This window comes from Staphylococcus sp. GDX8P114P-2, assembly GCF_017892945.1.
Lineage (GTDB): Bacteria > Bacillota > Bacilli > Staphylococcales > Staphylococcaceae > Staphylococcus > Staphylococcus arlettae.
The window spans coordinates 277,974-304,924 of the sequence record NZ_JAESMB010000016.1 but is presented as its reverse complement, the minus strand read 5'-3'; the positions used below and the strand labels follow the sequence as shown (position 1 = coordinate 304,924).

Below are 26,951 nucleotides of genomic sequence, written 5' to 3'. Positions count from 1 at the left end.
TAGATAAAATATAAAGCTGACTTTACTAAAGTAAAGTCAGCTTTTATAATACGTTGACTCGCAACGTTAGTCTTTTACGGGCATATAAAAGGGGATATTTCTGAAAATGATCAATGCTAATAAGAACGTAATGTGTGGGGGGAATGTCTTATTTAGTATTGATAATCATTTTCAATTACATTATACAACATTGAGAATCATTGTCAATTAAATCCTTAGAATTTTTTTAAATTTTTCGTTTTATGAGTTAAGTTAACACATTATTTAATGTAATGAGCTATGCTATTGTTCATTCGAATAGCTTGCTAAAATAATATGATTATAATAAGATTATTTAATTACTAAGATGCATATGAGGTGCGATGTATGACAAAAATATTAATTGTTGAAGATGAGCAAAACCTTGCTCGCTTTATCGAATTAGAACTAAAACACGAAGCGTATGAAGTTGAAATTGAAAATGATGGACAAACCGGCTTAGACAGAGCATTGGAATATGAGTTTGATTTGATTTTACTTGATTTGATGTTACCAAATATCAACGGTTTGGAGATATGTCGTCAAATACGTCAAGTTCAAAATACACCTATTATCATGATAACTGCGAAAAGTGACACCTATGATAAAGTTGTTGGTTTAGATTATGGTGCAGATGATTACATTGTAAAACCATTTGATATAGAAGAATTACTGGCACGAATTCGTGCTATGTTAAGACGACAACCACAAAAAAATGAGATTAACATTAATGGTTTAGTAATTGATAAAGGTGCATTTAAAGTATCTGTTAATGGTGAACATGTTGGACTCACTAAAACTGAGTATGACTTATTATTATTACTTGCTGAAAATATTAATCATGTTATGCAGCGAGAACAAATAATAGAATATGTATGGGGCTATGATTCAGAAGTAGAAACTAATGTAGTTGATGTTTATATTCGTTACTTACGTAATAAGTTGAAACCTTTTGATAAAGATAGCTACATAGAAACTGTTAGAGGCGTAGGATACGTGATACGAAGATGAAACAACGTAAATTAAAAACTCAATGGATGCTTATCACTACTACAATCACATTTTCTACTATATTAATTTTTAGTTTGATTATTATATTCTATTTAAGTAGTGCTTTGAGGCACAATGAAGTTAGCGAGGCAGAACGTAGTTCAAACGATATTAACAACTTATTTCAATCGCAACATATTAAAGATATTACGCCACTAGATTTAAATGCATCATTAGGTAATTTTCAAAAAGTTATTTTGTTTGATGATCACGGCCAACAAATTATCGAAACATCAAATGACAATTCCATTAAGTATTCTCCAACTTTAAAGCCATCTAAATTTCATCAGATTGAAATCGAAAGTACTGGCAACAAAGATTACCTAATCGTTACAAATAGCGTGCACAATGATAATTTTGATGGTTACAGTATGATTGTTCATTCATTAGATAATTATAATACATTAGTAAACTCGCTTTACTTTTTCGCTTTTGCTTTTGGAATAATTGCTACTATTTTAACAGCTATTATCAGTTATTTTGTGTCATCACAAATTACTAAACCACTCATTACAATGTCTAATAAAATGCAACAAATTAGAAGGGATGGTTTCCAAGAACAATTACAATTGCCTACAAATTATGAAGAAACAGATAATTTAATTGATACATTCAACGAAATGATGGCTCAATTAGAAGAATCATTTAATCAGCAACGACAATTTGTAGAAGATGCATCGCATGAATTGCGTACACCATTACAAATTATTCAAGGTCATTTAAATCTTATACAACGGTGGGGTAAAAAAGATCCTGCAATCTTAGAAGAATCATTAAATATTTCACTAGAAGAAATGACTAGAATTACTAAATTAATCGAAGAACTTTTACTATTAACTAAAGACAATAACAATGTAAACGAGCGTGAAATAGAAATAGTAGATATTAATAAAGAAATTAAGTCACGCATTAAATCTGTTGAACATTTGCACCAAGATTATACCTTTGAATTTATACCATATCCTAAACCTTTAAATATTAAAATCAATCGCTATCAATTCGAGCAGGTGTTGATTATATTTATTGATAACTCCATGAAATATGACCAGAAAAACAAACAAATAACAATTCAAACCGGTCTTAAAAACAAACAAATTTCAATAGAAATTACTGACCATGGCTTAGGTATTCCGCAAGAAGATATTGAATTTATCTTTGACCGTTTCTATAGAGTAGATAAATCTCGTGCACGTAACTTAGGTGGCAACGGCTTAGGACTGTCTATTGCGAAAAAAATAATCGAATACTATGGTGGAACAATTCAAGTTGATAGTGAATTAGGAAGTTATACTACATTTAAAATTACATTTTAACAATTAAATATAATAATACAAAAATAACTATGATTAGTTTGTCGAAAAGAAGGGCAAAGTACAACTGATTGTAGTTATTTTTTTAATTACAGCAACTTTTTAATCAATAAAGAAAGCATCAAAATATAGATACAATAGCAATTTTATTTTGTTGATTGATTTTTGCGTTATACAAGCTTTTGCTACTTTAATTTCAATTGATTTAATGCTATTATTGATTTGTAAGCGTTTCAACTATTTTGTGGAGGGTGTAAAATGAGCAACGAAAGACAGGTAACTGAGGCACCTGTAAATTTCGGGACAAATCTAGGATATATTCTTGATTTGTATGACAACTATTTAGAAGATCCGACTGCAGTCCCTGAAGATTTGCAAGTCCTTTTTAGTACAATTAAAAACGGTGAAGCTAACATCGAAACCAAATCAGGCGTTCAAAGCGCTAATACCAAAGCAGATAGCACGATCAAACGTGTTATGAGATTAATCGATAATATACGTCAATACGGGCATTTATTGGCAGATATTTATCCAGTTAATCGTCCTGAAAGAAAACATGTACCAAAGTTAAATATTGAAGATTTTAATCTTGATAAAGAGACTTTGGAAAGTATTTCGGCTGGTATTGTATCTGAACATTTTAAAGATATTTACGACAACGCATACGAGGCTATTGTTCGTATGGAAAAACGTTACAAAGGTCCTATTGCCTTTGAATATACACACATTAATAATAATAGAGAGCGTGTATGGTTAAAACGTCGTATAGAGACACCTTATAAAGCCACACTAAATGACAATCAAAAAATTGAATTATTTCAAAACCTTGCACATGTCGAAGGTTTTGAAAAGTATTTGCATAAAAACTTTGTAGGCGCAAAGCGATTCTCAATTGAAGGCGTCGATACACTAGTACCAATGTTACAACAAACATTGAAATTAGCAGGTAATGAAGGTATACAAAACATTCAAATTGGTATGGCACATAGAGGACGTCTTAACGTCTTAACACACGTGCTAGAAAAACCATATGAAATGATGTTATCTGAATTTATGCACACTGATCCAATGAAATTCTCACCAGAAGACGGTAGTTTATACCTGACTTCAGGCTGGACAGGCGATGTAAAATACCATTTAGGTGGCGTGAAAACAACATCTTCTTATGGTATTGAACAACGTATTTCACTTGCTAATAACCCAAGTCACTTAGAAATTGTTGCACCAGTTGTTATTGGTAAAACAAGAGCAACACAAGATGACACTAAAAAAGCAGGCTCGACAACAACTGAATTTAATAAATCTATGCCAATTTTAATTCATGGTGACGCAGCTTATCCTGGACAAGGTATCAATTTTGAAACAATGAACCTTGGCAATTTAGATGGGTATTATACAGGTGGTACGCTACATATTATTACAAATAATAGAATTGGTTTCACAACAGAACCTGAAGACGGACGTTCTACAACGTATTCATCTGATGTTGCAAAAGGCTATGATGTGCCAATTATGCATGTTAATGCAGATAATGTAGAAGCCACTATCGAAGCTATTGAAATTGCAATGGCATTCAGAAAAGAATTCGATAAAGACGTGGTTATTGACTTAGTTGGTTATCGCCGTTATGGACACAATGAAATGGATGAACCATCAATCACTAATCCAGTTCCATATCAACAAATACGTGATCATGATCCAGTCGATATTTTATATGGTAATCAATTAGTTGAAGAAGGTATTATTTCGAAGGATCAAATGAATAATATTTTTGATGAAGTTCAAAAAACATTACGTGCTGCACATGATAAAATCGATAAAAATGACAAAATGGATAATCCAGATATGCAAAAACCTGAGAGTTTACAACAACCTTTACAAGGTGATGATCGTCAATTTACTTTTGAACAATTACAAGAAATAAATGACGCTATGCTATCTTATCCGTCTGATTTTACTGTGTTGAAAAAACTAAACAAAGTATTAGAAAAACGTAAAGAACCATTTAACTCTGAAGATGGATTAGTAGACTGGGCTCAAGCTGAACAATTGGCCTTTGCGACTATTACACAAGATGGCAAACCAGTTCGTTTGACTGGGCAAGATAGCGAACGCGGTACATTTAGTCATCGTCATGCAGTATTACATGATTCAGAAAATGGCAATACATTTATACCGTTAAATCATGTTCCAAATCAAAAAGCTACTTTCACAGTTTATAATTCACCATTATCAGAAGCAGCTGTAGTTGGTTTTGAATACGGCTATAATGTACAAAATAAAGATTGTATGACTATTTGGGAAGCACAATACGGAGACTTTTCAAATATGTCGCAAATGATTTTTGATAATTTCTTATTTAGTGCACGAGCTAAATGGGGAGAACGTTCAGGTTTAACATTATTATTACCTCATTCATTTGAAGGTCAAGGACCAGAACATTCTTCTGCAAGACTTGAAAGATTTTTACAACTTGCGGGCGAAAATAATATGACTGTTGCAAATCTTTCAAGCTCAAGTAACTATTTCCATTTACTTAGAGCGCAAGCTGCTAATTTAGGTACTCAATCAATGAGACCATTAGTAATTATGTCTCCAAAAAGTTTATTGCGTAATAAAACAGTTTCAGATCCAATTTCTAAATTTACTTCAGGCAAATTTGAACCAATTTTAACTGAAGAACATGATAAAGAAGCTGTTAAAAAAGTGGTTTTAGCGTCAGGTAAAATGTTTATCGATTTAAAAGAGCATTTGGCTAAAAATCCAAACAATTCTATTTTATTAATTGCTGTTGAAAGATTATATCCATTCCCAGCATCAGAAATAGAAGCTATTTTAAATGATTTACCAAACTTAGAAACTGTCGCTTGGGTACAAGAAGAACCTAAAAACCAAGGCGCATGGTCATTTGTTTATCCATACTTAAAAGAGTTAACTGTAGACAAATATGATTTAAGCTATCACGGACGTATCCAACGTGCAGCACCAGCTGAAGGTGATGGCGAAATTCACAAACTCGTACAAAATATGATAATTGAACAAAGCACAAATAATAACTAGGGGGAAGTTAGGCATGCCAGAAGTAAAAGTTCCAGAATTAGCAGAATCAATCACAGAAGGTACCATTGCAGAATGGTTAAAACAAGTAGGAGATAGCGTCGATAAAGGTGAAGCTATTCTCGAATTAGAAACAGATAAAGTCAATGTTGAAGTAGTTTCAGAAGAAGCAGGTGTATTACAAGAAACTTTAGCCAACGAAGGTGATACTGTTGAAGTTGGTCAAGCTGTTGCAGTTGTAGGAGAAGGTTCAGGCAATGCAAGTAACAGCAATGAAGATACTTCATCACAACAATCAACTGAAGCATCTTCAACTGGAGAGGCAGCGTCCACTTCAGATGAAGCACCAAAAGCAGAACAAAATGACTCTACAGATTCAACACAACGCGTTAATGCAACACCATCAGCACGTAAATATGCTCGTGAAAAAGGCGTTAATTTAAACGACGTGGCAGCAAAATCAAACGATGTTGTACGTAAAGAAGATGTTGATCAACAACAAAATGGAGCAGCTGCTTCAAACAATAAACCGGCTGAAAGTAGTAAAAAACAAGAAACACCAGCTCCAGCAGCTCAAAAACCTTCAAAACCAGTTAAACGTGAAAAAATGTCGAGACGTAAGAAAACTGCTTCTAAAAAATTACTAGAAGTATCAAACAATACAGCAATGCTTACAACTTTCAATGAAATTGATATGACAAACGTTATGAACTTACGTAAACGTAAAAAAGAACAATTCATTAAAGATCATGATGGCACTAAACTTGGTTTCATGTCATTCTTCACAAAAGCAGCTGTTGCAGCATTGAAAAAGTATCCGGAAGTTAACGCTGAAATCGATGGCGATGACATGATTACTAAAGAATACTACGACATTGGTGTTGCTGTTTCTACAGATGATGGTTTACTTGTACCATTCGTTAGAGATTGTGATAAGAAGAACTTTGCGGAAATTGAAGCTGAAATTGCTAATTTAGCAGTTAAAGCACGTGATAAAAAATTAGGTTTAGATGATATGGTCAACGGATCGTTTACTATTACAAATGGCGGTATTTTTGGTTCAATGATGTCAACGCCAATCATTAATGGTAGTCAAGCAGCAATCCTAGGCATGCACTCTATCATCACACGTCCAATTGCTATTGATGCAGAAACTATTGAAAACCGTCCAATGATGTACATTGCATTAAGCTATGACCACCGTATCATTGATGGTAAAGAGGCAGTAGGCTTCTTGAAAACAATAAAAGATTTAATTGAAAACCCAGAAGATTTACTATTAGAATCTTAATACACAACATAAAATAGTTTATTAACCTCAATACAACGGCGCACAGCGTCGTTGTATTTTTATGTATTTATTCATTTGTGGGAAATTCCCATAAAACTTCTCCTTTATTAGCTTAAGTATTTGTAAGATTAACATGGCGACTGTTAATCTAAACATCAACTTTTCACGTTATTGGGCTGCTCTTAATTGAGTAGCCTTTATCTTTTATATGGATACATGATATAAATTTGGCGTACAGCCTCGTATATACGTTACTTATGCTATGAATCTCATCCTTAAACACGTGAATTATCTAACTGCGCTATGCGCTAAAAACGGGCTTAAAATTCAAATTAGAGACATTGTACGAATATATGCGTAAGGTGTTATTATACTTGCAAACGATAAATTTGTGAGGTGTTGAACATGACTGAAAATGAACACAATACAAGTAGAAATAGAAAGCGCAAACCACTTACACTGCATGACAAGTGGAGAATAGACGGAGAATTAATTAGAAAGAGCGACCCTGAATATTATGATAGTGAGCAATCTAAAAAAGATTTTAAGGCAAACCTTGAGAAAATACAAAAAATTCTTCAGAAAAATAAAGAACAATAGCTAATATTAAAGCTTTAATATGAAATAGTTAATTAATCTTAATACAACGGCGCACAGCGTCGTTGTATTTTTATTTCATTACCGTCATTACGTAAATTAATAATGTATAACGATATGTAACCGTGCAGTTTCATTATGTTCATTGTTATATTGATGAAACATATTGCCATTAAATTTAATAGATTCATGCTGCTGTAAAATGAACTTTTCTCCATCTAATGTAATTGTTACTGTCCCATCATATACCGTTATATACTTCATAGAGCCAGCACCATGAGGAGATACACTAATTTTTCCACTTGGTTCAATGACAGCCATAAAACTTTCAATTTTTCTTTCAATATCAAATTTAAATATAGAAAATATTTGATATTTGTTGTGCTCTGAAGATAGTGCTTGTGTCTGATCTAACGTTATTTTGTTAATGATAGCATCACTTTCTTGCGTTAATTCTGTGAAAGATACTTTTAATCCACTAGCAATTTTCCATAACGTAGTAATAGATGGTGTTGATGTTTTACGTTCTATTTGACCTAACATTGTTTTACTAACTCCTGTAAGTTCTGATAAATGGTCTAGTGAATAACCATGTTGTTTTCTAAATAACTTTATATTGTCAGATATAATTTCATTAATTTCTTTCATAATTTATACACCTCAAAGGTCATTATAACGTACAAAAAGAACAAAACAAAGAACAATCGTTAAAGTTAACTATTTGTGCTTTATATAAATTATAGAGGTGGGGGAGGTCTTTATTTACCGTCTCAATGCCTATTTGAACCGCAACAAGAACTTTTGTGTTAACTAGTAAATACACTGTCAGCACAACTATAAATTAAAAAAGCAACGTCTGTTGATAGACATTGCTTTAAAGATTTTATTATAAAATCCAAATTGTAAACTTCATTCACTATAATATTAACCGATAAAAATAAGAATGATACCGATAATTAATAATGCTATAGACACTCGGGGTTTTGATTGTTGAAATAAATTACTTAATAAAACTATAGCAATACCAATAATGAGGAATTGATTATTAAATGTCGTCACTCCCATAAAGTCACCAATCATCATTATTAGTCCATAAATTAATACAATGATTAATAACACTGTACAGAGTACAGAAATAAATCGGGCTATTTTCAAAATTACCATCTCCAAATTGTTAGTGATTTAAATGCTACATATCACATTGTACTAGTGAAATGAGCTAAAACAAAAGTATGTTTGAACTTTTTAATAATAAATTTCAATTGTTATATACAACAAATTAATGATCAAACATTAACTTTCTACTGTAATATGTCTGTTTCATAGTTTAAAATAAGCTAGTGTATAACTAACTTTTTGATAAAGCATATTTTCATAATTAAAAATTTAAGGAGGGGTTTTATGACTAGAAAAGTAATCTTAAATCTTGCAGTAACTTTAGATGGTTTTATAGAAGGGCCAAACGGTGAAATTGATTGGTGCATTATGGAAGATGATATGCAATTCGATAAATTTTTAGAACAAATTGATACGATTCTGTTTGGACGCAAAAGTTATGATTTATGGACCGAATATCAACCTAATAGCAATACTCCGCAAAGTGAATATCATATGTGGGAATTAATGCAAAACACCCACAAATATGTTTTTAGTCGTACACTACAATACTCTAATCCTACAACTACTTATATTAATAATCATATTGCCAACACTGTAAATCAATTAAAAGCTCAACCCGGCAAAGATATTTGGCTTTACGGTGGCTCTAGTATTATCACAACATTTTTAAATCAAAATTTAGTCGATGAATTGCAGTTAGCTGTGCATCCTATTATTTTAGGTGCTGGTAAGCCACTTTTTGTAGCTATTAACAACCAAAAACAGTTAGAACTCTCTACAGTAAATACTTACAAAAGTGGAGTAGTACAATTAATTTATCGTCAAAGTACAAAAAATAAGTCAGAAAACAGTTAAACTTAACACTGCATCTGACTTAGGATTCGATTAACACTTGTTGTTTACTAGTTTGTATGCCATTAAAGTTGCTTAAATTGAGTAGACAATGACTTCGATAATGGCAATAATTAAAAATACAACAAATACTATACCGAAAATTTTATTATTTGGCGCTTTATCTTTGGACGACTTTTGGTTGTTTTTATTTTTCAAATTCGTAAAGAATGTAATGCCTGAATACACTGCAATTAATACTGTGATGCCAAATAATAATAAGAAGTTAATCATTCAAAAACCTCCTTATTTAATATTATTGTTAATAAGATAATATTAGTTGTTTATATCTTTATTTTAATACAAAATATCATTTTATCAACTTTGTTTCTTGTTAATTCAACATATTCAAAGTTCATTCTATAAATTAATTAGAAAATACGTTATAATAAACCAAAAGAATGTATTGAGGTGTCTATGAATGAATGGTCTTAGAAGTGTTACGATTGGAACGAGCGATTTAAACAAATCTCAAGCACTATTAACTGATGTGCTAGGTATGACTGTTGGACAAAAAAAGCATGCTTTACGTTTTGGCGATGCAGACTTAGCGTCTGGTACTCGTGTACATGTAGTAGAAATTCCTAACTATAATATTGCGAACAACCAAATTAACAGCATTGGCTTACGTGTACCCACAGATGAAGCTTTATTAGAGTATCAAGCTATTTTGAAAGATGTTGGTATAGACTATAGCGCTATTACAACTTTAAACGATCATCAATACTTTCACTTTAAAGATCATGATGGGCAACAATTTGCCATTTACTCCAATGAGCATAATAGTGGGACACCTTTAGGTATGCCATCTTTTGATAGTTCAGTGAATCCATTGCATCAAATTCAAGGACTTGCACCGGTTATTATAAAAGTGAATGAACCATTACTAACACAATCTATTTTGTCTAAAGTGTTTAATCTTACTCATTACGCAGAATATGTTGCATCGGACAACGATGATTTCAAAGTTCAAGTTTTCAAAATTGGTGATGGTGGATTAGGGGGCGAATTGCATTTATATCCTGCTGCCGAAGAAATTAACATGCCTGCACATGGGATTGTAGAACAAATAGAATTCGCAACTGAATCAACAGAGGAATATCAACATGCTTTACAACAATTAGAAGTTATTGGCATTCCATACCAAACACTTGATCAAGGTGACGCCCAATCATTAAGAATTTCAGAAAATAGCGGAATTACATTTATTTTAACATTAGAAAAAACAAAGTAATGAAAGGATTTTATAAAAATGCTACACGAAACATGGAAAACACATGAACCACTTAAGAAAGTAGAAGTTGTGCATACAAATGCACAAAAGTTTAAAGTATCTGATATGTTGACAGTAGGCAAACAATATGACGTCATCAATGAAACCGAAGATTATTATCAAATTATTGATAATGCTGGTTTAGTTGGTGGTTATTATAAAACTTATTTTAAAGAAGTTTAACATCTAACTAAAAGACATTAATATTAAACATGAGTAATACATGATTAGAATAGTAGACTAGGGTGATTTTTTACTCCAGTCTCTTTTTTAATGACAACACATTTACTGATTATAAGGAGCTATTTTTCATGGTAAAAACACAATATATCAATTCTGATGAAACTATATTCAATGATGCTTCGGCATTATTACGATTAAATAAAAATATATTACTCAAAGGACCAACCGGTTCAGGTAAAACTAAGTTAGCTGAAACATTAAGCGAAACAATAGAAACACCGATGTATCAAGTCAATTGTTCTGTTGATTTAGATGCTGAAAGTTTGTTAGGCTTTAAAACAATTCAAACCAATAGTGAAGGCCAACAAGAAATTGTTTTTATCGACGGCCCTGTTATTAAAGCAATGAAAGAAGGACATATTTTATATATTGATGAGATCAACATGGCTAAACCAGAAACATTGCCAATTTTAAATGGTGTACTTGATTATCGTAGAAAACTAACAAATCCATTTACTGGTGAAGTTGTTAAAGCTGAACCTGGGTTCAATGTAATAGCAGCAATCAACGAAGGTTATATTGGTACCTTGCCAATGAACGAAGCTTTGAAAAACCGTTTTGTCGTTATACAAGTGGATTATATAGATGGTGATACGTTAGGTAATGTTATTAAAGAGCAAAGCCAACTAGATGACGACAATTTAATTTCACGTATTATTAAATTCAATGAAGATTTACGTACAATGACAAAACAAGGACAAATTTCTGAAGAGGCTGCTAGTATTCGTGCATTAATTGACTTAAGTGATTTAGCAACAATTATGCCAATTGAAAGGGCAATACAGCGGACAATTATAGATAAATTAGAAAACGAGAGAGAACAACAAGCTATCATCAATGCGGTTGAATTAAACTTTTAGTGAGGGATAAGTTATGAGTGATCGTTTTATAAAATTTAACGACGAACAACTAGATGCCAAACAAGTAATGATGTTACAAGACTTGTCAAGATTATTACTAAAAAACAAAGAAACACATGTCAAAATTCAAAAATTCCCTTATTTCGATCCAATCAATAATGTGTTGATAACAAGCTCTTTTTGGTCACATCGACCAACACATATTGAAACTGCAGGTTTAAAAACAGATGTCATGCTTGCAGCATACGGATACCAGTTAATGGATTCAACAGTCGTTAATGATGTGATTAATAATGTAGAATCATTTACTCACACGAAGTTTTATCAACAGTTATTTAAATTGCTCGAAGATAAAAGAATTTTAAATATCATTATACAAGAACGACCTAGTACGCAAAAAGCAATTATTCTAAGAAATAAAGTAAGACAGCAATTTATAGAGACACAGATAAATGTCTATAAAACCAAAACAACATTTACTGATTTATTATTATTGCACTTGGCGCACTCATTTTTAACTGAAAACTTTTATGACATTCCTCATATTCATCCACGAATTGATGATATTTTAGTTAATATGTACCAGTATTTACCTAATTTTTTCTACAATGAAAACTCTGAAGACAACAAATTTTTAGCTGATCGAATCATGTATCAAATAGACGATATATTAAAAGAAGATATGCTTAATGAGTATTATCATCTACCTAAACAAGTTTATAGTGCTATGGAAACGCAGTCTTTTGAAGACTTGCGTCGTACAGATGCTAGTAACACTGATGGTACTAATGAACAAGAGAATTCTGAAGATATCGAGAGCGAAAAAGCGGAAACTAAAAGTGCTGACAGTCAATCTTCAGGTGGTGCATATTTAGAAATGGAACTTCATGAAGGCACTAATAGTGACGTTGCAAGTGACAATGATACTGCTCGTGAAGGCGATCCTAGTGATGATATGACCGATATGCAACTTAAAAAAGGAAAAGGTTCTAACCAAACTATAGACAACGAAGAGGGCGGCTCACTAGGAAGTAATAATCTATTTGCTCTGACTGGTATTAATGAAAATGTTGATATTGATTGGCGCGTTCCAGAAATAAAACCTGATTTTCAGCAAGCTTATAGAGAAGTAGAACAAGATGTAGCTTTTGAAACTAAAGATTTAATCAAAATCATTAAAAAAACAATTGATCGTGAACATGATGATGAACGCCATAATTTAACCAAAGGACGACTACAAAAAAACTTATTAAATTGGTTTATTGATGACCAATATAAATTATTTTATAAAAAACAAGATTTAAGTCAGTCATTTGATGCAACTTTCACTTTATTAATAGATGCCTCAGCCAGTATGCAAGATAAAATGGACGAAACCATAAAAGGTGTAGTCTTATTCCATGAAACGTTAAAATCATTAAATGTAAAACATGAAATTTTAGCTTTTAATGAAGATGCCTTTGAAGCTGACGAAAATACGCAACCAAACATTATAGATGAAATCATTCATTATGATAAATCTATCTATTCAAATGAAGGACCACGTATTATCGCGTTAGAACCCCAAGATGATAACAGAGATGGCGTTGCTATACGTATTGCAAGTGAAAGACTACTCAGACGTTCTCATAATCAACGATTTTTAATTGTCTTTTCAGATGGCGAGCCTTCTGCATATAACTACAGTCAGGATGGTATTTTAGATACTTATGAATCCGTAGAAACTGCACGTAAAATGGGGATTGAAGTTTTTAATGTATTTTTAAGTCAAGAACCTATTACCGAAGATATCGAACAAACGATACACAATATTTACGGACAATTTGCGTTGTTCGTAGAAGGTGTTGAAAACTTACCAATTCAGCTTTCACCATTACTCAAAAAACTATTGTTAAAATCTTTTTAACCGATTTTAGCAATAGTTTAAAATATTCTGAAAAGTTATATAGACTTATTGTCGTTAATCGTGGTAGAATAATGAATATTATATTTTTGGAAAGATTGAAGGAGTATAAAATATGAATAAAAATACATGGATTATAGGTTTCATGCTTTTCGCTATCTTTTTTGGAGCAGGTAACCTAATTTTCCCACCGAGTTTAGGCCTAGATAGTGGACAGTACTTTTGGCCGTCTATTTTAGCATTTTCACTTACAGGGATCGGTTTACCATTATTGGGAGTAGTGGTAGGCGCATTAGATAAAGAGGGATATATCGGTTCATTAAATAAAATATCACCTAAGTTTTCTATTGTTTTTCTAATTGTTATTTACTTAACGATTGGACCATTGTTTGCGATTCCGCGTACAGCTTCAACATCATTCGAAATGACTGTAACGCCAATTGCACATACAAATAGTAGTCTTGCTTTATTTATTTTTACAGTTATCTATTTCTTAATTGTTTTATATTTATGTATTAATCCAACTAAAATGGTAGATCGTATCGGATCTTTATTAACACCATTATTGTTAATTACTATTTTAGCTATGATTATTAAAGGTTTTATTGATTTTGGAAGTAATTCAGCAAGTAAGGAATCAGAGCTATTTACATCTAATTTAGCAGGTTTTTCACAAGGATTTACAAACGGTTATTTGACTATGGATGCGATTGCAGCAATTGCATTTTCAATGATTGTAGTTAATGCTGTGAAATCTACAGGACTCACTCATGCAAATCAAATATTTAAACAAACATTATTAGCAGGTGTTATTGCAGCAGTAGCATTATTGTTTATTTATATTTCTTTAGGCTTTATTGGAAATCATATGAATATATCGCCAGATAAAATTGCCAGTCTAACTGCTAAAGATCAAAATATTGGTACATATCTATTGACGACCATTGCTACAACTGGTTTTGGTTCACTTGGTAAGTATGTGTTAGGTATTATTGTAGCGCTTGCTTGTTTAACAACTGCGTGTGGTTTAATTGTATCTGTATCCGAATACTTCCATAAAATTGTACCTAAAGTATCGTACAAAGTATTTGCAGTTATTTTTACAATTATCAGTTTTATCCTAGCAAACCAAGGATTGAACTCAGTAATTAAAATGTCAGTACCGGTTTTAAGTGTTGTATACCCAATCGCTATCACATCAGTATTACTCATTTTAATTGCACGTATTGTACCAACAAAACCAATCGCACAAAGAATTCCAGTTACAGCGGTAACTATCATTGCAATTTTAAGTATTGTCCACACTCAAGGTTGGATTAAATTAAGCTTCATTGATGTTTTACCGTTAAAAGAATATTCATTAGAGTGGTTCCCAATTGCCGTATTATTTACAATTATAGGTTATATTGTGGCTACTTTAGTCAAAAATGAACAACCGATTGTCTATGAAAAAGAATAATTAACACTAATAAACAAGCACTTCCCAAAAAGGGAAGTGCTTGTTTTATTAATCAATGTAATAGGGAAGTTACACGATGTTAACCATAATTATTGTGGTTTATTTTTCATATCCAATAAATGTTGTTTTAGTTCTCCCTCTAGCTCGCTGAGTTCACCTTCAGCCTGTTTACGTTTATCTCTACCTTGTTTTTGAATTTGAAGTGTTTGTTCTATCGTCTCTATAATATCACTTTGAGTCGTTTTCAATGTTTCTATGTCTACTACACCACGCTCGTTTTCTGTGGCAGTTTCTATAGCATTTTGTTTTAATAGTGCAGAATTTTTCAACAGTAAATCATTCGTTGTATCAGTAACTGCTTTTTGTGCGGATACTGCATGACGTTGTCTCATTAAAGTTAAGGCAATTGTCATTTGATTTTTCCATAAAGGTATACTAGTTAAAATAGAGCTTTGAATTTTTTCCGCTAACGCTTGGTTAACATTTTGTATCATTCGAATTTGCGGTGCTGTTTGGATGGCAATTTGTCTTGACAGTTGTAAATCATATATTCGTTTATCTAAACGTTCTACAAATTGACTCAAATCAGCGGCATCTTGCACTACCATTTGATTATTAGAATTTTGTGCTTCTTTTTGTAATTTTGGTAATTCTGTACTTTCAATCAATTGTTTTTTACGTTTTGCTGCCTCAATATATAATGTTAAATCGTCAAAATAGTCCTTATTTTGGTCATATAACTGATCCAATAACTCAACATCTTTTTTCAAATTCGTTTTATGTTTGTCTAATTCAATAGAAATACGATCAATCTGAGAACCTATTGATTGCATTTTAGAAAAAATTTCATTCACAGATGCTTTAGTACGTTTGAAGAATCGTTTTAATTTTGATTGATTCTCAGGGTTTAATTCATCTGGATTAACTGATTTTAATTTAGCCATTAAACCATTAAGTGAATCTCCAACCGGGCCGATATCCGATGTTTTCACATCGTTTAATATACGGTGTGAAAATTGAGACATATTAGATTGTGCTTCGGTACCGAAATTTAATAACCCATCATGATCCATCGGTGTAATAGACGAACTTAATTCCTCAATCTTTTTTTGCTCTTCTGGTGAAAATTGCTTCGTTTGTTGGATGATTTGTCCTTCATTCGCAGCTTGCTCGTCAATAAAAGAATCAAGAGGGTGTGCATTAATTGAATCTTGCTCTCTTGTCATAACCTATCTCGCTCCATTCTTTCGTCGATATTTCACTTCATTTCTGACGTTTTTGTTCAATTTTATTTAGCTCTATTTCGATATCTAGTTTTTCATAATCTTCTTCGTTAATTCGTTTTAAGTCTGCTACTAAAGTACGGTTAACTTCATCTAAAGTAATACGTGTTTGTTCTAGACGTTGCTTATCTTCTTTAGATTTTTTGGGTGATTTTGAGAGTCGAGTATATGCTTCAATTAAATTCAAAGCATTATCAATGTGTGAATAAAAGAAACTTTCTACTAAGAAAAACTTAGCTGGTTGCTGTTTTACAGCGTAGTAAATAGCACGTGCAATACGATATATTTCATTCACTTGTCTGAAATCTTTAATTGATCTCACATTAATAAATACTTTTAATATGCGTCTAATCTTGTCTTGTGCATGGCTTAATTGATGTTGTACATAGCGATGCTCTCTCCGTGATAACCCAATTTCTTTAAGATACTTTCTCGATGATAAGCGTTGCGTAGGGAAGTAAGAACCCAAAAACGCAGCAACTGAAATTAATACATCAAAAATTGCCTGAATATCAAATGCAAACACTGAAATAAACCATACTACAATCGCAAACGGTATCGCGACTATCATCCCCAAAATACGAGAAATATTGTATCTCAAATTACATCTTCCTTTATTTTAAATAGTTTTAAATTTTGTCAGTGTCTTGTCTATGTCTAATTCTTCGACAGTAAAGTTCTCAACATGTGACGCAGGTGATGCACCGGCTATAACTGCTTCAACAAAATGATTAAGCGCTTCTGGTTCACCTTGCGCAAAAACTTCTACATAGTCTTCTACATTTTGTACAGTACCTGCAATATTATATTTAAGCGCCAGTCTTTCTGTATAAAAACGAAAACCAACACCTTGTACCATCCCAAATACTTTAATGTGTTTACGTAGCATACAAATCACCTCTTAGGTCTATTATACGAAATTTTTTTCTACAAAACTAATATTTAAGTTTTTCTACCTGTCCTTTATCGGCCAAAAGTATGAGTCAGAAAACTTGATTTTGTCAATATTAAAGTTAAAATATTACACATAGAGTTAATTTCATATTTATTAACACATTTACATTACATTAAACTATTGCCAACAATACAAATGTCAAAATTAAATGAAAATACATATGAAAATGAATTTTTGAAAAAGGGGAGCTTTAACCATGTGGACAGTTGCAAAAATTAGAGCTGATTACGAAGGCTGGTGGCTATTTAGTGACTGGACAGACCATATTATAGAACAACAATCGTTTTCAACTTACGATGAAATGTTAGAAGCATACCGATCTATAATAAATAATAGTAAAGATAAATTTGATAATTTTTTAGTAGGGAAACATAATATCCACGCGTTTTATAACAATTGTGAATTAGGATTCTGTGAAGATTGTGATGAGGATTTACAAATATTTTATAGTTATATTGTTTTAAATAATGATAAAGTTTATTATGATCTTCCAAAATTTAACTAATTTGAATTTTTCAATTATGTATTGCATTTTAATATGCAATCCCGTATACTTGTAAGTAAGCAATTGTTTTATTCCATATTGCAAAGAATATTGTAATAACAGATTTCTGTAACATCGTATTTTTTGTAATATGCGAATAAAGCATATTGAATGAATTTTAGTCTTGGAGGTTTCACAATATGAAACAAGGTACAGTTAAATGGTTTAATGCTGAAAAAGGATTTGGTTTTATCGAAGTTGAAGGAGAAAACGACGTATTCGTACACTTCTCAGCTATTAACCAAGAAGGTTACAAATCATTAGAAGAAGGTCAATCAGTTGAATTCGAAGTAGTTGAAGGCGATCGCGGTCCTCAAGCTGCTAACGTTGTTAAACTATAATTTATAGATTATAAATTGACTTATAAAAGAACCTTAAAAAAGGTTCTTTTTATATGTCCATAATGATTTAAAGCCCCTTGTATGTTCGACATACAAGGGGCTTTTTCTTATTTTGTATCATTAATAATTAATTGACGCAATGACTGCCTTTTTATCACTTCACGGGCTTTACCGTCTTTCAAGAAAAAGACAGATGGCTTTTGCATTTGATTATAGTTAGATGCCATAGAGTAATGATAAGCTCCTGTCGATTGAATAGCGAGATAATCACCGCGACGTACTGTAGATGGTAACTTTGCATTCTTGATAATAATATCACCAGATTCACACAGTTTCCCAGCTATAGTCACTGTTTCATCTGCTACATCATTTCTATTAACGAGTTTAGCTTCGTATTCAGCATCATATAATGCTGTACGAATATGATCACTCATACCACCATCAATAGAAACATATTTATTTACATTTGGAATTGTTTTAATCGTTCCCACTTCATAAAGTGTAATACCTGCTTCACCTACAATTGAGCGTCCAGGTTCAATTCCAATTTCAGGCATTGGATAGTCTTCTGCTGTAGCAACATCTTTGATCGCTGTAGTGATTTCTGCAATACCTTCTTCAATAGGGAAGCTCACATCACCGTCAACATATTTAATGCTGAAACCTCCGCCTAAATTAATCAAATCTACAAAAACGCCTTCAGCTTTCAACCATTGAATAACTAGTTTAGATGTTTCAATCATAGCCTCTGTACCTTCTATTTGAGAACCTACATGGAAGTGAACACCTTTTAAGTTTAATTTTGTGGCATTTTGCACCGCTTCAATTCCTTGTTTTGCTAAACCATGCTTAATGGATAAGCCAAATTTACTGTCTTCTTGACCTGTTTGAATAAACTCATGTGTATGTGCTTCAACTCCAGGATTCAAGCGTAGTACTACATCAACAACATCAGAAGCATAACGATTAATTAACTCTATCTCTTCTAAATCATCAATAACGATGTAACCAACTTTATTTTCTAAAGCATATTGTATCTCTCTTTTAGTCTTATTATTACCGTGGAAGTGAATTTGACTAGGATCGAAACCAGCTTCTAATGCAGTATAAAGTTCACCCTCAGACACCACATCTAATTGTAAACCTTCTTCCGCAACTAATTTAACCATTTGAATACATGTAAAGGCCTTTGAGGCATAAGAAATATTATATTTCAAGCCGCTTTGTTTCATGGCATTATGATATCGTTGCATTTGTATTCTAATTTGTGATTCATCATAGACGATAGTAGGGGTACCAAAGCTTTGCGCTATAGTTTTTAAGCTTGTACCACCCATTGTAAGCTCGCCATTATTATTATATTCTACAGTCATTATTATCTATACTCCTTTATCAATGAATCATGATTCATTGCACTTAATTGTTCTGAATTTGCTCCCACACCTTTAAACGTATGTTCATCTATACGTATATCATTATTATATAGTATCACTTCATCTTGTGCATGTACTTCATCGTCTACTTCAACAAACATATGACTCATCATTAATGCACGAATAGGGTAACGACGACCGTTAATAATCACTTCGTGTTGTGCTCTCGTTTTTAAAATACCATCACCATAACCAATATCAACTACGGCTAGTTTCGTCTGATTACGTTGTGCCTCAAAAGCAAAACTATAACCACAATAATCTCCAGCATTGACAGTTCTCACTTGAATAACATTACCTTTCACCGTTAATGCTTGCACAATATCCAATGTTGAGAGGGTGCTATAAGGTCTCGAGCCGTAAAGTGCAATACCGATACGTGCATGTGTATGATTGGGTAAAATGCCAGACTCACGATAATAACTTGCACTGTTTTGAGCATGTATCATATCAAATTGTTGACCTTCATCTAATAATGTATTAACAATATTTAACCAATTTGCTTTTTCTATCTCATACTCTTCAACATCAAATTCATCTGCATAGCCAAAGTGTGTCCACAAACCACGAATGTGCATTTTTTCTGCTTGGTGGTTTTGTTGATGATGTTGTAATACTTCGCGTAATTCAGCTAATGTTTTCAAACCTGAACGATGTAACAGATTTTCATATTCTAAATGTATATTGATACCTGCCAACGATTCATAGTATTGATAATAAAACTCTAATGAAGGGAGCGTCATTTCGATATTATATTTACGTACTGTATCAAAGTCATAGACAGCATTCATTAAAAATACCGTCGCTTGGGGTGCAAGTTTACGAACTCTAATCGCTTCTTTTAGTGAAGTTGTGCTAAAAGTAGTAATACCAGCTTTTAAAAACTGTTGTACAGCAAATTCTAAACCGTAGTGATAAGCATTGTTTTTTACTACAGCCATAATAGAATTATTGTGTTGTACGTGCTTTACATTATTGTAAAAAGTTTGTATATCTACTGACCAAGTGGCTGTCATTGTGCTTGCACCTCTCCGTAATGATTTAAAATTTGATCATAATAATCTGCGATTCTAATTAGCATAGCTTCATTGAAATTTAAATGTGCAGTATGTAATCCCGTAACAAATCCACGTTGCTCATCTTTAGTACCAACAAACACAAAATAGCTAGGTGCTAATTGGCTATAAAAACTAAAATCTTCGCCAAAAAGGTAAGGTGTCGTTTTATCTACAACTTGTAATCCAGCATTTTCTAGACCTGTTACTACATGTTTTCTCAGTGAAGGGTCATTGTACGTTGGTGGGTAACCTTCTGCAAATTTAACTTCACACTCAACACCGAATAATAAATCAACACTTTCTGCAATTTTTAACATTTGTTGCTTCACAACTGCCAAATCTTGAGTATCATATGTGCGAATTGTCCCTTCAAGATATCCTTGACTTGGCACAGTATTAATTGCTTCACCAGCTTCAAATCTGCCCATATGAACGATATTTCTTTTAAGTCCATTTAAATGGTATTGTTGAATTGAACCCACTTGCGCCAATACATGTTGTAATGCTTCACCACAAGAATGACCTTGTTCCTTATCAGCAACATGACTAGATAGTCCTTTCAAAAAGAAACGATACTCAGTGGCACTTGCTGTAATTTCTTCATCGCGAATTGCAACTTTTCCTTCTTCGACAAAGGGCATTACATGTACTCCGAAAACAGCTTCGATAGGGTACGCTTCAAAAGCACCAGCTTTTATTAAACGATTGGCACCGCCACCTGATTCTTCAGCGGGTTGAAAAATAAACACTATATTTTGTGGTAACGTACCAGCATCTGCACGTGATTTACAACGCTGTAAAAATAACATTAATGCAGTAGTATGACCATCATGACCACATGCATGCATAACATTATCATTGAGACTTTTATAATCAACATCATTTTCTTCAAATATCGGTAATGCATCAATATCAGCACGATAAGCAATTGTTTTTTGACCATTTCCAGGTATATACGCTACTAATCCTGTGTCTAGTGGTCGTTCATAGTGAACACCTAAACTATCTAGAAAGCTCGCAATATATTGCGTCGTTTCATATTCATGTAAACTTAGCTCAGGATATTGATGTAAGTGCCGTCTATGTTTCGTAACAAATTCAAGTTCATTCATATTAGATCAGTCCTTTTAGTTCATGAGTTATATTTGTTCAATCATTATGTATTATAAAAATAGGAGGGAGAGAAATATCATTGTTAGTGTTATGCTCTAAAGTACTACTAAACATGGCACACAATGATATAACTCAATCCTCCTAAAAAATTTTATTGATGATTTAAGTATAACTTATTAGTTATTTAAGTTTCTTAAAGCTGATACAATTTCACGTTTTGAATCTTCAACATCTGATGTTTGTTTTATCACTTTAGCTGGAGTACCGGCTACAACTGCGCCTGCTGGAACATCTTGAGTAACAATTGCTCCTGCTGCCACAATTGCTCCTTGACCTACACGTACACCTTCTAAGATTACGGCATTAGCACCGATTAACACATCATCCTCAATGACAACTGGAGAAGCACTAGGGGGTTCAATGACACCTGCTAATACAGAACCGGCACCTACATGTACGTTTTTACCAGTTGTAGCACGACCTCCTAATGTCGCATTCATATCAACCATCGTACCTTCACCAACAACAGCACCGATGTTAATCGTTGCACCCATCATTATTACTGCACCATCTTCAATAGTGGCTTGTTCTCTAATAAATGCACCTGGTTCGATACGAGCATTAGTATTCGTCAAGTCTTTTAATGGGATTGCTGAATTACGACGATCTTGTTCGATTTCAACATCTGTAAAACTTGCTTCATTGGCACTATAGAATGGTTGCCACTCTGCCGCTTCACAAAAGATGACTTTTGAACCTTCAGATCCAAATACTTTAAAAGTTTCAGGGAAAGTCACGTTGGAGAAATCTCCATTAACATAAACCTTCAGTGGTGTAGATTTTTTTGCATCACTAATATATTGAATAATTTCTTCTGCTGATAAATGTTGTGTCATAATTTAATTAGCTCCTTTAATTTATAAATTATCAAAAGTATAATATCCTTGAGTTTGTTTCACAAGTTTTTCGGCTGCACTTATAGCGCCATTTGCAAATATGTCTTTTGATTGTGCACGATGTGTAATTTCGATTGTTTCATCAATACCTGCGAATAAAACCTCATGTTCACCAACGATTGTACCTCCACGCTTGGCATGTATACCAATTTCGTCATCAGTACGTTTTTCATTAACTTCATGTCGATCATAAACTGGTGTTGTTTTATCGCGCAATGATTCTATTACATCATACAGTTTTACTAATGTACCACTAGGTGCATCTACTTTTTTATTATGATGTGCTTCCGTTAATTCAATGTCATAATCACGTAACAGTGGTACAGCTGCTTCTAATATTTTAGTAAGTGCATGAACACCATAACTCATATTTGCACTGAAAAAGACTGGCATTTGTGTACTTAATGCTTCTAAGCGTTGAATAATCTGTTCTTTTTCACCAGTTGTTGCAATTACTAATGGTAGTTTAAAAGATTCTTCTAATAATGGTAATAAGAGTTCAGGATTAGAAAAATCAATCGCTACATCTGCATCTTGTGCATCAGCAATATGTTCAACAGTAGGGTAGGGATATGTATTATTGCTATCCCTAACGATTACCCCTACAATTTCATGACCTTTTTCTTCCGCTAGTCGTGCAACACGTTCATTCATTGCACCGTAGCCAATAAGTAATATTTTCATCGATGTTCACCCGCTTTATAATATGCATATGCTTCTTTTAAGACATTTTCGTCTGCTGTTTCTAATGGTACAAGTGGTAAACGTACTTCATAATTACCAAAGCCTTCCACCGTAGTCAATACTTTGATTGGGATAGGGTTTACATCTACCGCTAAAGTATTTAACAACGTTTCAATCGGTGCAAAGCTTGCAGTTATATCTTCACCATTTTGTTGTGCTTCAAACAATTGTTGTAAATCATCAGCAATAACATTGGCTACAACTGATATTACACCATGTCCGCCATCTTTAAAATATTGTACGATATTATCATCATTACCACTATAAAGTGCAAATTGATCTGTATCTAGACGCTGTTGTAAATCATGTAAGTAGTCAAAATCATTAGTTGCATCTTTTAAGGCAACAATATATTCATTTTGACTTAATGTTTCTACTGTAGCTGCCTCGATTGTCATATTAGTGCGAGAAGGCACATTATATAACACTACTGGTAGTTGAGCAGCATCGGCGATAGTCGTAAAATGTTCGATTAATCCGCGTTGGTTCGTTTTATTATAATACGGTGTAATCAACATAATAGCATCTGCACCCAGTTCTCTTGCTCTCACAGAAGCTTGAATAGATTTTTGAGTACTATTTGTACCTGTACCAGCAATGACAGGTATACGTCCATCTACAGTGTTAATCACTTCTTCTAAAATTTGATCTTTTTCTTCGTCAGATAGTGTAGGATTCTCTGCTGTCGTACCGTTTACAATGATAGACTGAGCACGCTTGTCGATTAAATAATTCACATGTTTTCTAAGTGCAGTATAATTTACTTCATTATGGGTGAAAGGCGTAGTTAAAGCTACACCAACACCCTCAAAAATGTGTGTCATATTATTTAACTCCTTTCAAATTCATAACTTGTTCCAGTATTTGAACAGCGTTTAAAGCTGCACCTTTCAATAAATTATCAGAAGTGCACCACACATGGAATGTGTTGTCTAAAGAATCATCACGTCTAATGCGTCCAACAAAGATTTCATCTTTGCCAGTAGAATTAATTGCTAAAGGATATTCATTATTTGCTGGATTATCTTCTAAGACAACACGTGAGTCATTGTCAAATAACTGCTGAATATCTGCAACTGTAGTATCTTTATTAACAGTGACGCTCATATGAACACTATGACTATCTTGAACAGGAACACGTACACATGTCGCTGTTACTTTTAAAGCATCATCTTTTAATATTTTACGAGTTTCATCAATCATTTTTTGCTCTTCTTTTGTATAGCCATCTTCTAAAAAGACATCTATATGTGGGAGCACATTATTATAAATAGCATGTGGATATGTTTCAGGTGCTTTACCGTTTGCACCTTCTGCTAATTCTTGTTTACCTTTCACACCTGAACCTGAAACAGCTTGATACGTAGTATACGCCACACGTTTTAAACCATAAGCTTCTTGCATTATTTTTAACGGGACAACTGATTGAATCGTTGAACAATTTGGGTTAGCAATAATTTTTCTAGTTAATTCTGGTTCGTTTACTTCAGGGACAATTAAGTCAATGCCTTCGACCATACGCCATTGACTTGAATTATCGATGACCACGGCACCAGCTTGTTCGAAAATAGGGGAGAAGTGCTCACTTGTACTACCGCCTGCACTCATTAATACAAAATCATATTGTTCATTTGCAGCTTCTTCTGTTAACTCTCTGACAGTATATGTTTTACCTTGAAAAGATACTTCTGTACCAGCTGATCTCGCTGATGAAAAAAGTACTAATTCATCAAATTGTATACCTTTTCTATCTATTGTATCTAACATATTTCTTCCTACTAAACCTGTTGCTCCTGCAACTGCTAATTTTGTCATAATTGATACACTCCATTTTCTATTTTTTAAATTATTTGCTTACATTTCAAAGGTTTCATATAATGCCGCAACAGCACGTTCACCATTGTCTGCATCAATAACATATGAAATGCTTATTTCAGAAGTCGTTGTTTGATAAAATGCAATGTCGTTGTTGATTAAAGTGATAAATGCTTTTGAAGCCACGCCAGAGATATCTCTCATTCCTGAACCAATTAAAGAAATTTTGGCATATGATTCATTTATTTTGAAATCTAAAGCGTTGTAATCTTCTGACAACTCTTCCAATAGTTTTGAAATTTGAACTACATCAGTATCTTTAATTGTAAATGATAACTGTAAACCTTCAATATTTACAATTTGTGAAATCATATCCACGTTGACTGATCCTCGATCGAGTTGTGTAAACAATCTTGTTAATAATTTATTATCTGGTAATGGGTAACTAATTGTCACATGCATCATATGCGTATCTAAGGCGACACCAGTCACCGCTTTTTTCTCTAATAAATCTGTTTGTTCCATTATCCATGTTCCTTTCACATTTGATAAAGTTCTACCTAAGTAGAGTGGGATGTTATAATTATTCGCTAATTCAACACTTCTAGTTTCTAATACACCTGCTCCTAAAGCACTCATTTCCATCATTTCTTCGTAAGAGACAGCTGACAAACGATTCGCTTTAGCATATACCCTAGGGTCTGTTGCATAAACACCATCTACATCAGTATAAATTTCGCATGGGGTATTGTTGCTAGCAGCTAAAGCGACTGCCGTTGTATCTGAGCCACCACGTCCTAATGTGGTTAATTCAAAGTCATCATTAATACCTTGAAATCCTGCAATTACTAGCACATCATGTTGTTCAAATGCTTTGTGAAATGTATCTGGATTGATTTCAGCTATTCTACTTTTCAAATGATGGCCAACTGTTTTAATACCAGCTTGGTAACCAGTCATTGCTTTTGCACTTATACCAATATCATTCAATGTCATTGCTAAATATGATACAGTTTGCTGCTCACCAGTTGTTAACAGTAGGGCAAGTGCATCGTCTTTAGGTGTTTCAGTCAACATATTTACATTTTCCATAAGTTGATCTGTAGTTTTTCCCATCGCACTAACTACTACAATTAATTGTTCACCTTGTTCAACTCGTCGTTTTAGCATTTCCGAAATATTCCTAATTTTCGAAAAATCACTAACAGACGAACCTCCAAACTTTAAAACACTTCTATTCACTTACATATCCTCCTCAAAGTATTAGGGGAGAATCACAAATCATATAAAAAAAAGAACAAGCTCTAAGTGCGAACCTGCTCTAAATCTATATACAAGTGATGCACTCCATTATTTTAAATAATGACAGACCTTAAGCTCTTAACCACAAAGTCCAACAAAACAATAAGCTGCTATTATTGTCGTTTCGGCATCTCACCCTTTCAATTTTAGCTACTAGCAGATAGTTTGTTCTAAAATTTACTAATGATTGATGCGCCTCATCTAATTCTTATTAAATTGGTTATGATTCATATTATACATATAGGGCATATGACTGTAAACCTTTAAATTCATTTTATTTGAATTTACTGAAAACTTATTCATTTTATATGTTCAAAGTTAATATTAATGTTATTT

27 protein-coding genes and 1 riboswitch are annotated in these 26,951 nt (G+C 32.9%); of the genes, 13 read left to right on the top strand and 14 right to left on the bottom strand.

The annotated features are described in order from the left end of the window. The first annotated feature begins 366 nt into the window (after positions 1–366). The 5 genes from KA845_RS10020 to KA845_RS10000 all read left to right on the top strand — a co-directional run bounded on the left by KA845_RS10020 (position 367) and on the right by KA845_RS10000 (position 7,326). Positions 367–1,029, top strand: coding sequence for a response regulator transcription factor (locus tag KA845_RS10020; RefSeq protein ID WP_002511139.1), 663 nt, complete (start codon positions 367–369; stop codon positions 1,027–1,029). Continuing rightward, positions 1,026–2,381, top strand: a complete 1,356-nt coding sequence (locus tag KA845_RS10015) for a HAMP domain-containing sensor histidine kinase (RefSeq protein ID WP_002511138.1) — start codon at positions 1,026–1,028, stop codon at positions 2,379–2,381. Before KA845_RS10020 ends, KA845_RS10015 begins: the two co-directional genes overlap by 4 nt. A 255-nt stretch (positions 2,382–2,636) precedes the next feature. Then, positions 2,637–5,438 carry a 2-oxoglutarate dehydrogenase E1 component gene (locus KA845_RS10010; protein WP_210128021.1) on the top strand — a complete coding sequence of 934 codons (2,802 nt, stop codon included), beginning with the start codon at positions 2,637–2,639 and terminating at the stop codon, positions 5,436–5,438. A 13-nt stretch (positions 5,439–5,451) separates the two neighbouring features. After that, on the top strand, positions 5,452–6,726 hold the full coding sequence (gene odhB / locus KA845_RS10005) for a 2-oxoglutarate dehydrogenase complex dihydrolipoyllysine-residue succinyltransferase (protein WP_002511136.1): 1,275 nt from the start codon (positions 5,452–5,454) through the stop codon (positions 6,724–6,726). 405 nt (positions 6,727–7,131) lie between these two features. Further along, a complete protein-coding gene (locus tag KA845_RS10000; protein ID WP_103387900.1) occupies positions 7,132–7,326 on the top strand; it encodes a hypothetical protein in 195 nt (64 codons plus the stop codon). Between the two features lie 96 nt (positions 7,327–7,422). Here KA845_RS10000 and KA845_RS09995 read toward each other — a convergent pair whose 3' ends face one another. Continuing rightward, a complete protein-coding gene (locus tag KA845_RS09995; protein WP_002511134.1) occupies positions 7,423–7,971 on the bottom strand; it encodes a helix-turn-helix domain-containing protein in 549 nt (182 codons plus the stop codon). A 276-nt stretch (positions 7,972–8,247) separates the two neighbouring features. Next, entirely contained in the window at positions 8,248–8,487 is a 240-nt protein-coding gene (locus tag KA845_RS09990; protein WP_376786197.1) for a hypothetical protein, read from the bottom strand. Between the two features lie 237 nt (positions 8,488–8,724). Between KA845_RS09990 and KA845_RS09985 the strand changes: the two genes are divergently transcribed. Next, positions 8,725–9,297, top strand: a complete 573-nt coding sequence (locus KA845_RS09985) for a dihydrofolate reductase family protein (protein WP_103387901.1) — start codon at positions 8,725–8,727, stop codon at positions 9,295–9,297. A 72-nt stretch (positions 9,298–9,369) separates the two neighbouring features. Here KA845_RS09985 and KA845_RS09980 read toward each other — a convergent pair whose 3' ends face one another. Further along, positions 9,370–9,567 carry a hypothetical protein gene (locus KA845_RS09980; protein WP_002511131.1) on the bottom strand — a complete coding sequence of 66 codons (198 nt, stop codon included), beginning with the start codon at positions 9,565–9,567 and terminating at the stop codon, positions 9,370–9,372. Between the two features lie 187 nt (positions 9,568–9,754). On the opposite strand from KA845_RS09980, the gene KA845_RS09975 reads away from it, so the two are divergent. The 5 genes from KA845_RS09975 (at position 9,755) to brnQ3 (ending at position 15,071) form a co-directional block, all read left to right on the top strand. Further along, positions 9,755–10,567 (top strand): VOC family protein, encoded by an 813-nt coding sequence (locus tag KA845_RS09975; protein WP_021458798.1) that lies wholly within the window; start codon positions 9,755–9,757, stop codon positions 10,565–10,567. Positions 10,568–10,585: 18 nt separating this feature from the next. Further along, entirely contained in the window at positions 10,586–10,789 is a 204-nt protein-coding gene (locus KA845_RS09970; RefSeq protein WP_021458799.1) for a DUF6501 family protein, read from the top strand. A 128-nt stretch (positions 10,790–10,917) separates the two neighbouring features. Continuing rightward, the gene (locus KA845_RS09965; protein ID WP_210128019.1) at positions 10,918–11,709 is read left to right on the top strand and encodes an ATP-binding protein; all 792 of its coding nucleotides are present in this window, start codon (positions 10,918–10,920) and stop codon (positions 11,707–11,709) included. A 13-nt stretch (positions 11,710–11,722) separates the two neighbouring features. Further along, positions 11,723–13,615, top strand: coding sequence for a vWA domain-containing protein (locus KA845_RS09960; RefSeq protein WP_103387902.1), 1,893 nt, complete (start codon positions 11,723–11,725; stop codon positions 13,613–13,615). A 112-nt stretch (positions 13,616–13,727) separates the two neighbouring features. After that, complete coding sequence (brnQ3, locus tag KA845_RS09955; protein WP_002511126.1) at positions 13,728–15,071, top strand: branched-chain amino acid-like transporter carrier protein BrnQ3; 1,344 nt, start codon at positions 13,728–13,730, stop codon at positions 15,069–15,071. 89 nt (positions 15,072–15,160) lie between these two features. Here brnQ3 and KA845_RS09950 read toward each other — a convergent pair whose 3' ends face one another. The 3 genes from KA845_RS09950 to KA845_RS09940 are packed head-to-tail and all read right to left on the bottom strand — an operon-like array spanning position 15,161 to position 17,243. Next, positions 15,161–16,297, bottom strand: a complete 1,137-nt coding sequence (locus KA845_RS09950; RefSeq protein WP_002511125.1) for a toxic anion resistance protein — start codon at positions 16,295–16,297, stop codon at positions 15,161–15,163. A 37-nt stretch (positions 16,298–16,334) separates the two neighbouring features. Beyond that, complete coding sequence (locus KA845_RS09945; protein ID WP_002511124.1) at positions 16,335–16,955, bottom strand: 5-bromo-4-chloroindolyl phosphate hydrolysis family protein; 621 nt, start codon at positions 16,953–16,955, stop codon at positions 16,335–16,337. An 18-nt stretch (positions 16,956–16,973) separates the two neighbouring features. After that, complete coding sequence (locus tag KA845_RS09940) at positions 16,974–17,243, bottom strand: acylphosphatase (RefSeq protein WP_002511123.1); 270 nt, start codon at positions 17,241–17,243, stop codon at positions 16,974–16,976. 262 nt (positions 17,244–17,505) lie between these two features. Here KA845_RS09940 and msaA point away from each other — a divergent pair, with 262 nt between their 5' ends. Then, entirely contained in the window at positions 17,506–17,814 is a 309-nt protein-coding gene (gene msaA, locus KA845_RS09935) for a regulatory protein MsaA (protein WP_002511118.1), read from the top strand. 179 nt (positions 17,815–17,993) lie between these two features. Beyond that, the gene (cspA, locus tag KA845_RS09930) at positions 17,994–18,194 is read left to right on the top strand and encodes a cold shock protein CspA (RefSeq protein ID WP_001831260.1); all 201 of its coding nucleotides are present in this window, start codon (positions 17,994–17,996) and stop codon (positions 18,192–18,194) included. A 107-nt stretch (positions 18,195–18,301) separates the two neighbouring features. Here cspA and lysA read toward each other — a convergent pair whose 3' ends face one another. The 8 genes from lysA to KA845_RS09890 all read right to left on the bottom strand — a co-directional run bounded on the left by lysA (position 18,302) and on the right by KA845_RS09890 (position 26,555). Continuing rightward, positions 18,302–19,567 (bottom strand): diaminopimelate decarboxylase, encoded by a 1,266-nt coding sequence (gene lysA / locus KA845_RS09925; RefSeq protein WP_021458801.1) that lies wholly within the window; start codon positions 19,565–19,567, stop codon positions 18,302–18,304. 2 nt (positions 19,568–19,569) lie between these two features. Further along, positions 19,570–20,643 carry an alanine racemase gene (locus KA845_RS09920; protein WP_021458802.1) on the bottom strand — a complete coding sequence of 358 codons (1,074 nt, stop codon included), beginning with the start codon at positions 20,641–20,643 and terminating at the stop codon, positions 19,570–19,572. After that, entirely contained in the window at positions 20,640–21,797 is a 1,158-nt protein-coding gene (locus KA845_RS09915) for a M20 metallopeptidase family protein (RefSeq protein ID WP_021458803.1), read from the bottom strand. Before KA845_RS09915 ends, KA845_RS09920 begins: the two co-directional genes overlap by 4 nt. A 177-nt stretch (positions 21,798–21,974) precedes the next feature. Beyond that, on the bottom strand, positions 21,975–22,694 hold the full coding sequence (dapD, locus tag KA845_RS09910) for a 2,3,4,5-tetrahydropyridine-2,6-dicarboxylate N-acetyltransferase (RefSeq protein ID WP_103387903.1): 720 nt from the start codon (positions 22,692–22,694) through the stop codon (positions 21,975–21,977). Between the two features lie 21 nt (positions 22,695–22,715). Further along, a complete protein-coding gene (gene dapB, locus KA845_RS09905) occupies positions 22,716–23,438 on the bottom strand; it encodes a 4-hydroxy-tetrahydrodipicolinate reductase (protein ID WP_103387904.1) in 723 nt (240 codons plus the stop codon). After that, positions 23,435–24,322: a 4-hydroxy-tetrahydrodipicolinate synthase gene (dapA, locus tag KA845_RS09900; protein WP_103387905.1), complete on the bottom strand. Its 888-nt coding sequence runs from the start codon at positions 24,320–24,322 to the stop codon at positions 23,435–23,437. Before dapA ends, dapB begins: the two co-directional genes overlap by 4 nt. A gap of 1 nt (position 24,323) precedes the next feature. Continuing rightward, entirely contained in the window at positions 24,324–25,313 is a 990-nt protein-coding gene (locus KA845_RS09895; protein WP_103387906.1) for an aspartate-semialdehyde dehydrogenase, read from the bottom strand. A gap of 39 nt (positions 25,314–25,352) precedes the next feature. Further along, positions 25,353–26,555 (bottom strand): aspartate kinase, encoded by a 1,203-nt coding sequence (locus KA845_RS09890; protein WP_103387907.1) that lies wholly within the window; start codon positions 26,553–26,555, stop codon positions 25,353–25,355. Positions 26,556–26,645: 90 nt separating this feature from the next. After that, a riboswitch (Lysine riboswitch) is annotated at positions 26,646–26,824 on the bottom strand. Between the last annotated feature and the right edge of the window lie 127 nt (positions 26,825–26,951).

Coding starts and splice junctions, on each gene's coding strand:
- KA845_RS10020 (WP_002511139.1), top strand. CDS start 367: ATGACAAAAATATTAATTGTTGAAGATGAGCAAAACCTTGCTCGCTTT.
- KA845_RS10015 (WP_002511138.1), top strand. CDS start 1,026: ATGAAACAACGTAAATTAAAAACTCAATGGATGCTTATCACTACTACA.
- KA845_RS10010 (WP_210128021.1), top strand. CDS start 2,637: ATGAGCAACGAAAGACAGGTAACTGAGGCACCTGTAAATTTCGGGACA.
- odhB (WP_002511136.1), top strand. CDS start 5,452: ATGCCAGAAGTAAAAGTTCCAGAATTAGCAGAATCAATCACAGAAGGT.
- KA845_RS10000 (WP_103387900.1), top strand. CDS start 7,132: ATGACTGAAAATGAACACAATACAAGTAGAAATAGAAAGCGCAAACCA.
- KA845_RS09995 (WP_002511134.1), bottom strand. CDS start 7,971: ATGAAAGAAATTAATGAAATTATATCTGACAATATAAAGTTATTTAGA.
- KA845_RS09990 (WP_376786197.1), bottom strand. CDS start 8,487: ATGGTAATTTTGAAAATAGCCCGATTTATTTCTGTACTCTGTACAGTG.
- KA845_RS09985 (WP_103387901.1), top strand. CDS start 8,725: ATGACTAGAAAAGTAATCTTAAATCTTGCAGTAACTTTAGATGGTTTT.
- KA845_RS09980 (WP_002511131.1), bottom strand. CDS start 9,567: ATGATTAACTTCTTATTATTATTTGGCATCACAGTATTAATTGCAGTG.
- KA845_RS09975 (WP_021458798.1), top strand. CDS start 9,755: ATGAATGGTCTTAGAAGTGTTACGATTGGAACGAGCGATTTAAACAAA.
- KA845_RS09970 (WP_021458799.1), top strand. CDS start 10,586: ATGCTACACGAAACATGGAAAACACATGAACCACTTAAGAAAGTAGAA.
- KA845_RS09965 (WP_210128019.1), top strand. CDS start 10,918: ATGGTAAAAACACAATATATCAATTCTGATGAAACTATATTCAATGAT.
- KA845_RS09960 (WP_103387902.1), top strand. CDS start 11,723: ATGAGTGATCGTTTTATAAAATTTAACGACGAACAACTAGATGCCAAA.
- brnQ3 (WP_002511126.1), top strand. CDS start 13,728: ATGAATAAAAATACATGGATTATAGGTTTCATGCTTTTCGCTATCTTT.
- KA845_RS09950 (WP_002511125.1), bottom strand. CDS start 16,297: ATGACAAGAGAGCAAGATTCAATTAATGCACACCCTCTTGATTCTTTT.
- KA845_RS09940 (WP_002511123.1), bottom strand. CDS start 17,243: ATGCTACGTAAACACATTAAAGTATTTGGGATGGTACAAGGTGTTGGT.
- msaA (WP_002511118.1), top strand. CDS start 17,506: ATGTGGACAGTTGCAAAAATTAGAGCTGATTACGAAGGCTGGTGGCTA.
- cspA (WP_001831260.1), top strand. CDS start 17,994: ATGAAACAAGGTACAGTTAAATGGTTTAATGCTGAAAAAGGATTTGGT.
- lysA (WP_021458801.1), bottom strand. CDS start 19,567: ATGACTGTAGAATATAATAATAATGGCGAGCTTACAATGGGTGGTACA.
- KA845_RS09920 (WP_021458802.1), bottom strand. CDS start 20,643: ATGACAGCCACTTGGTCAGTAGATATACAAACTTTTTACAATAATGTA.
- KA845_RS09915 (WP_021458803.1), bottom strand. CDS start 21,797: ATGAATGAACTTGAATTTGTTACGAAACATAGACGGCACTTACATCAA.
- dapD (WP_103387903.1), bottom strand. CDS start 22,694: ATGACACAACATTTATCAGCAGAAGAAATTATTCAATATATTAGTGAT.
- dapB (WP_103387904.1), bottom strand. CDS start 23,438: ATGAAAATATTACTTATTGGCTACGGTGCAATGAATGAACGTGTTGCA.
- dapA (WP_103387905.1), bottom strand. CDS start 24,322: ATGACACACATTTTTGAGGGTGTTGGTGTAGCTTTAACTACGCCTTTC.
- KA845_RS09895 (WP_103387906.1), bottom strand. CDS start 25,313: ATGACAAAATTAGCAGTTGCAGGAGCAACAGGTTTAGTAGGAAGAAAT.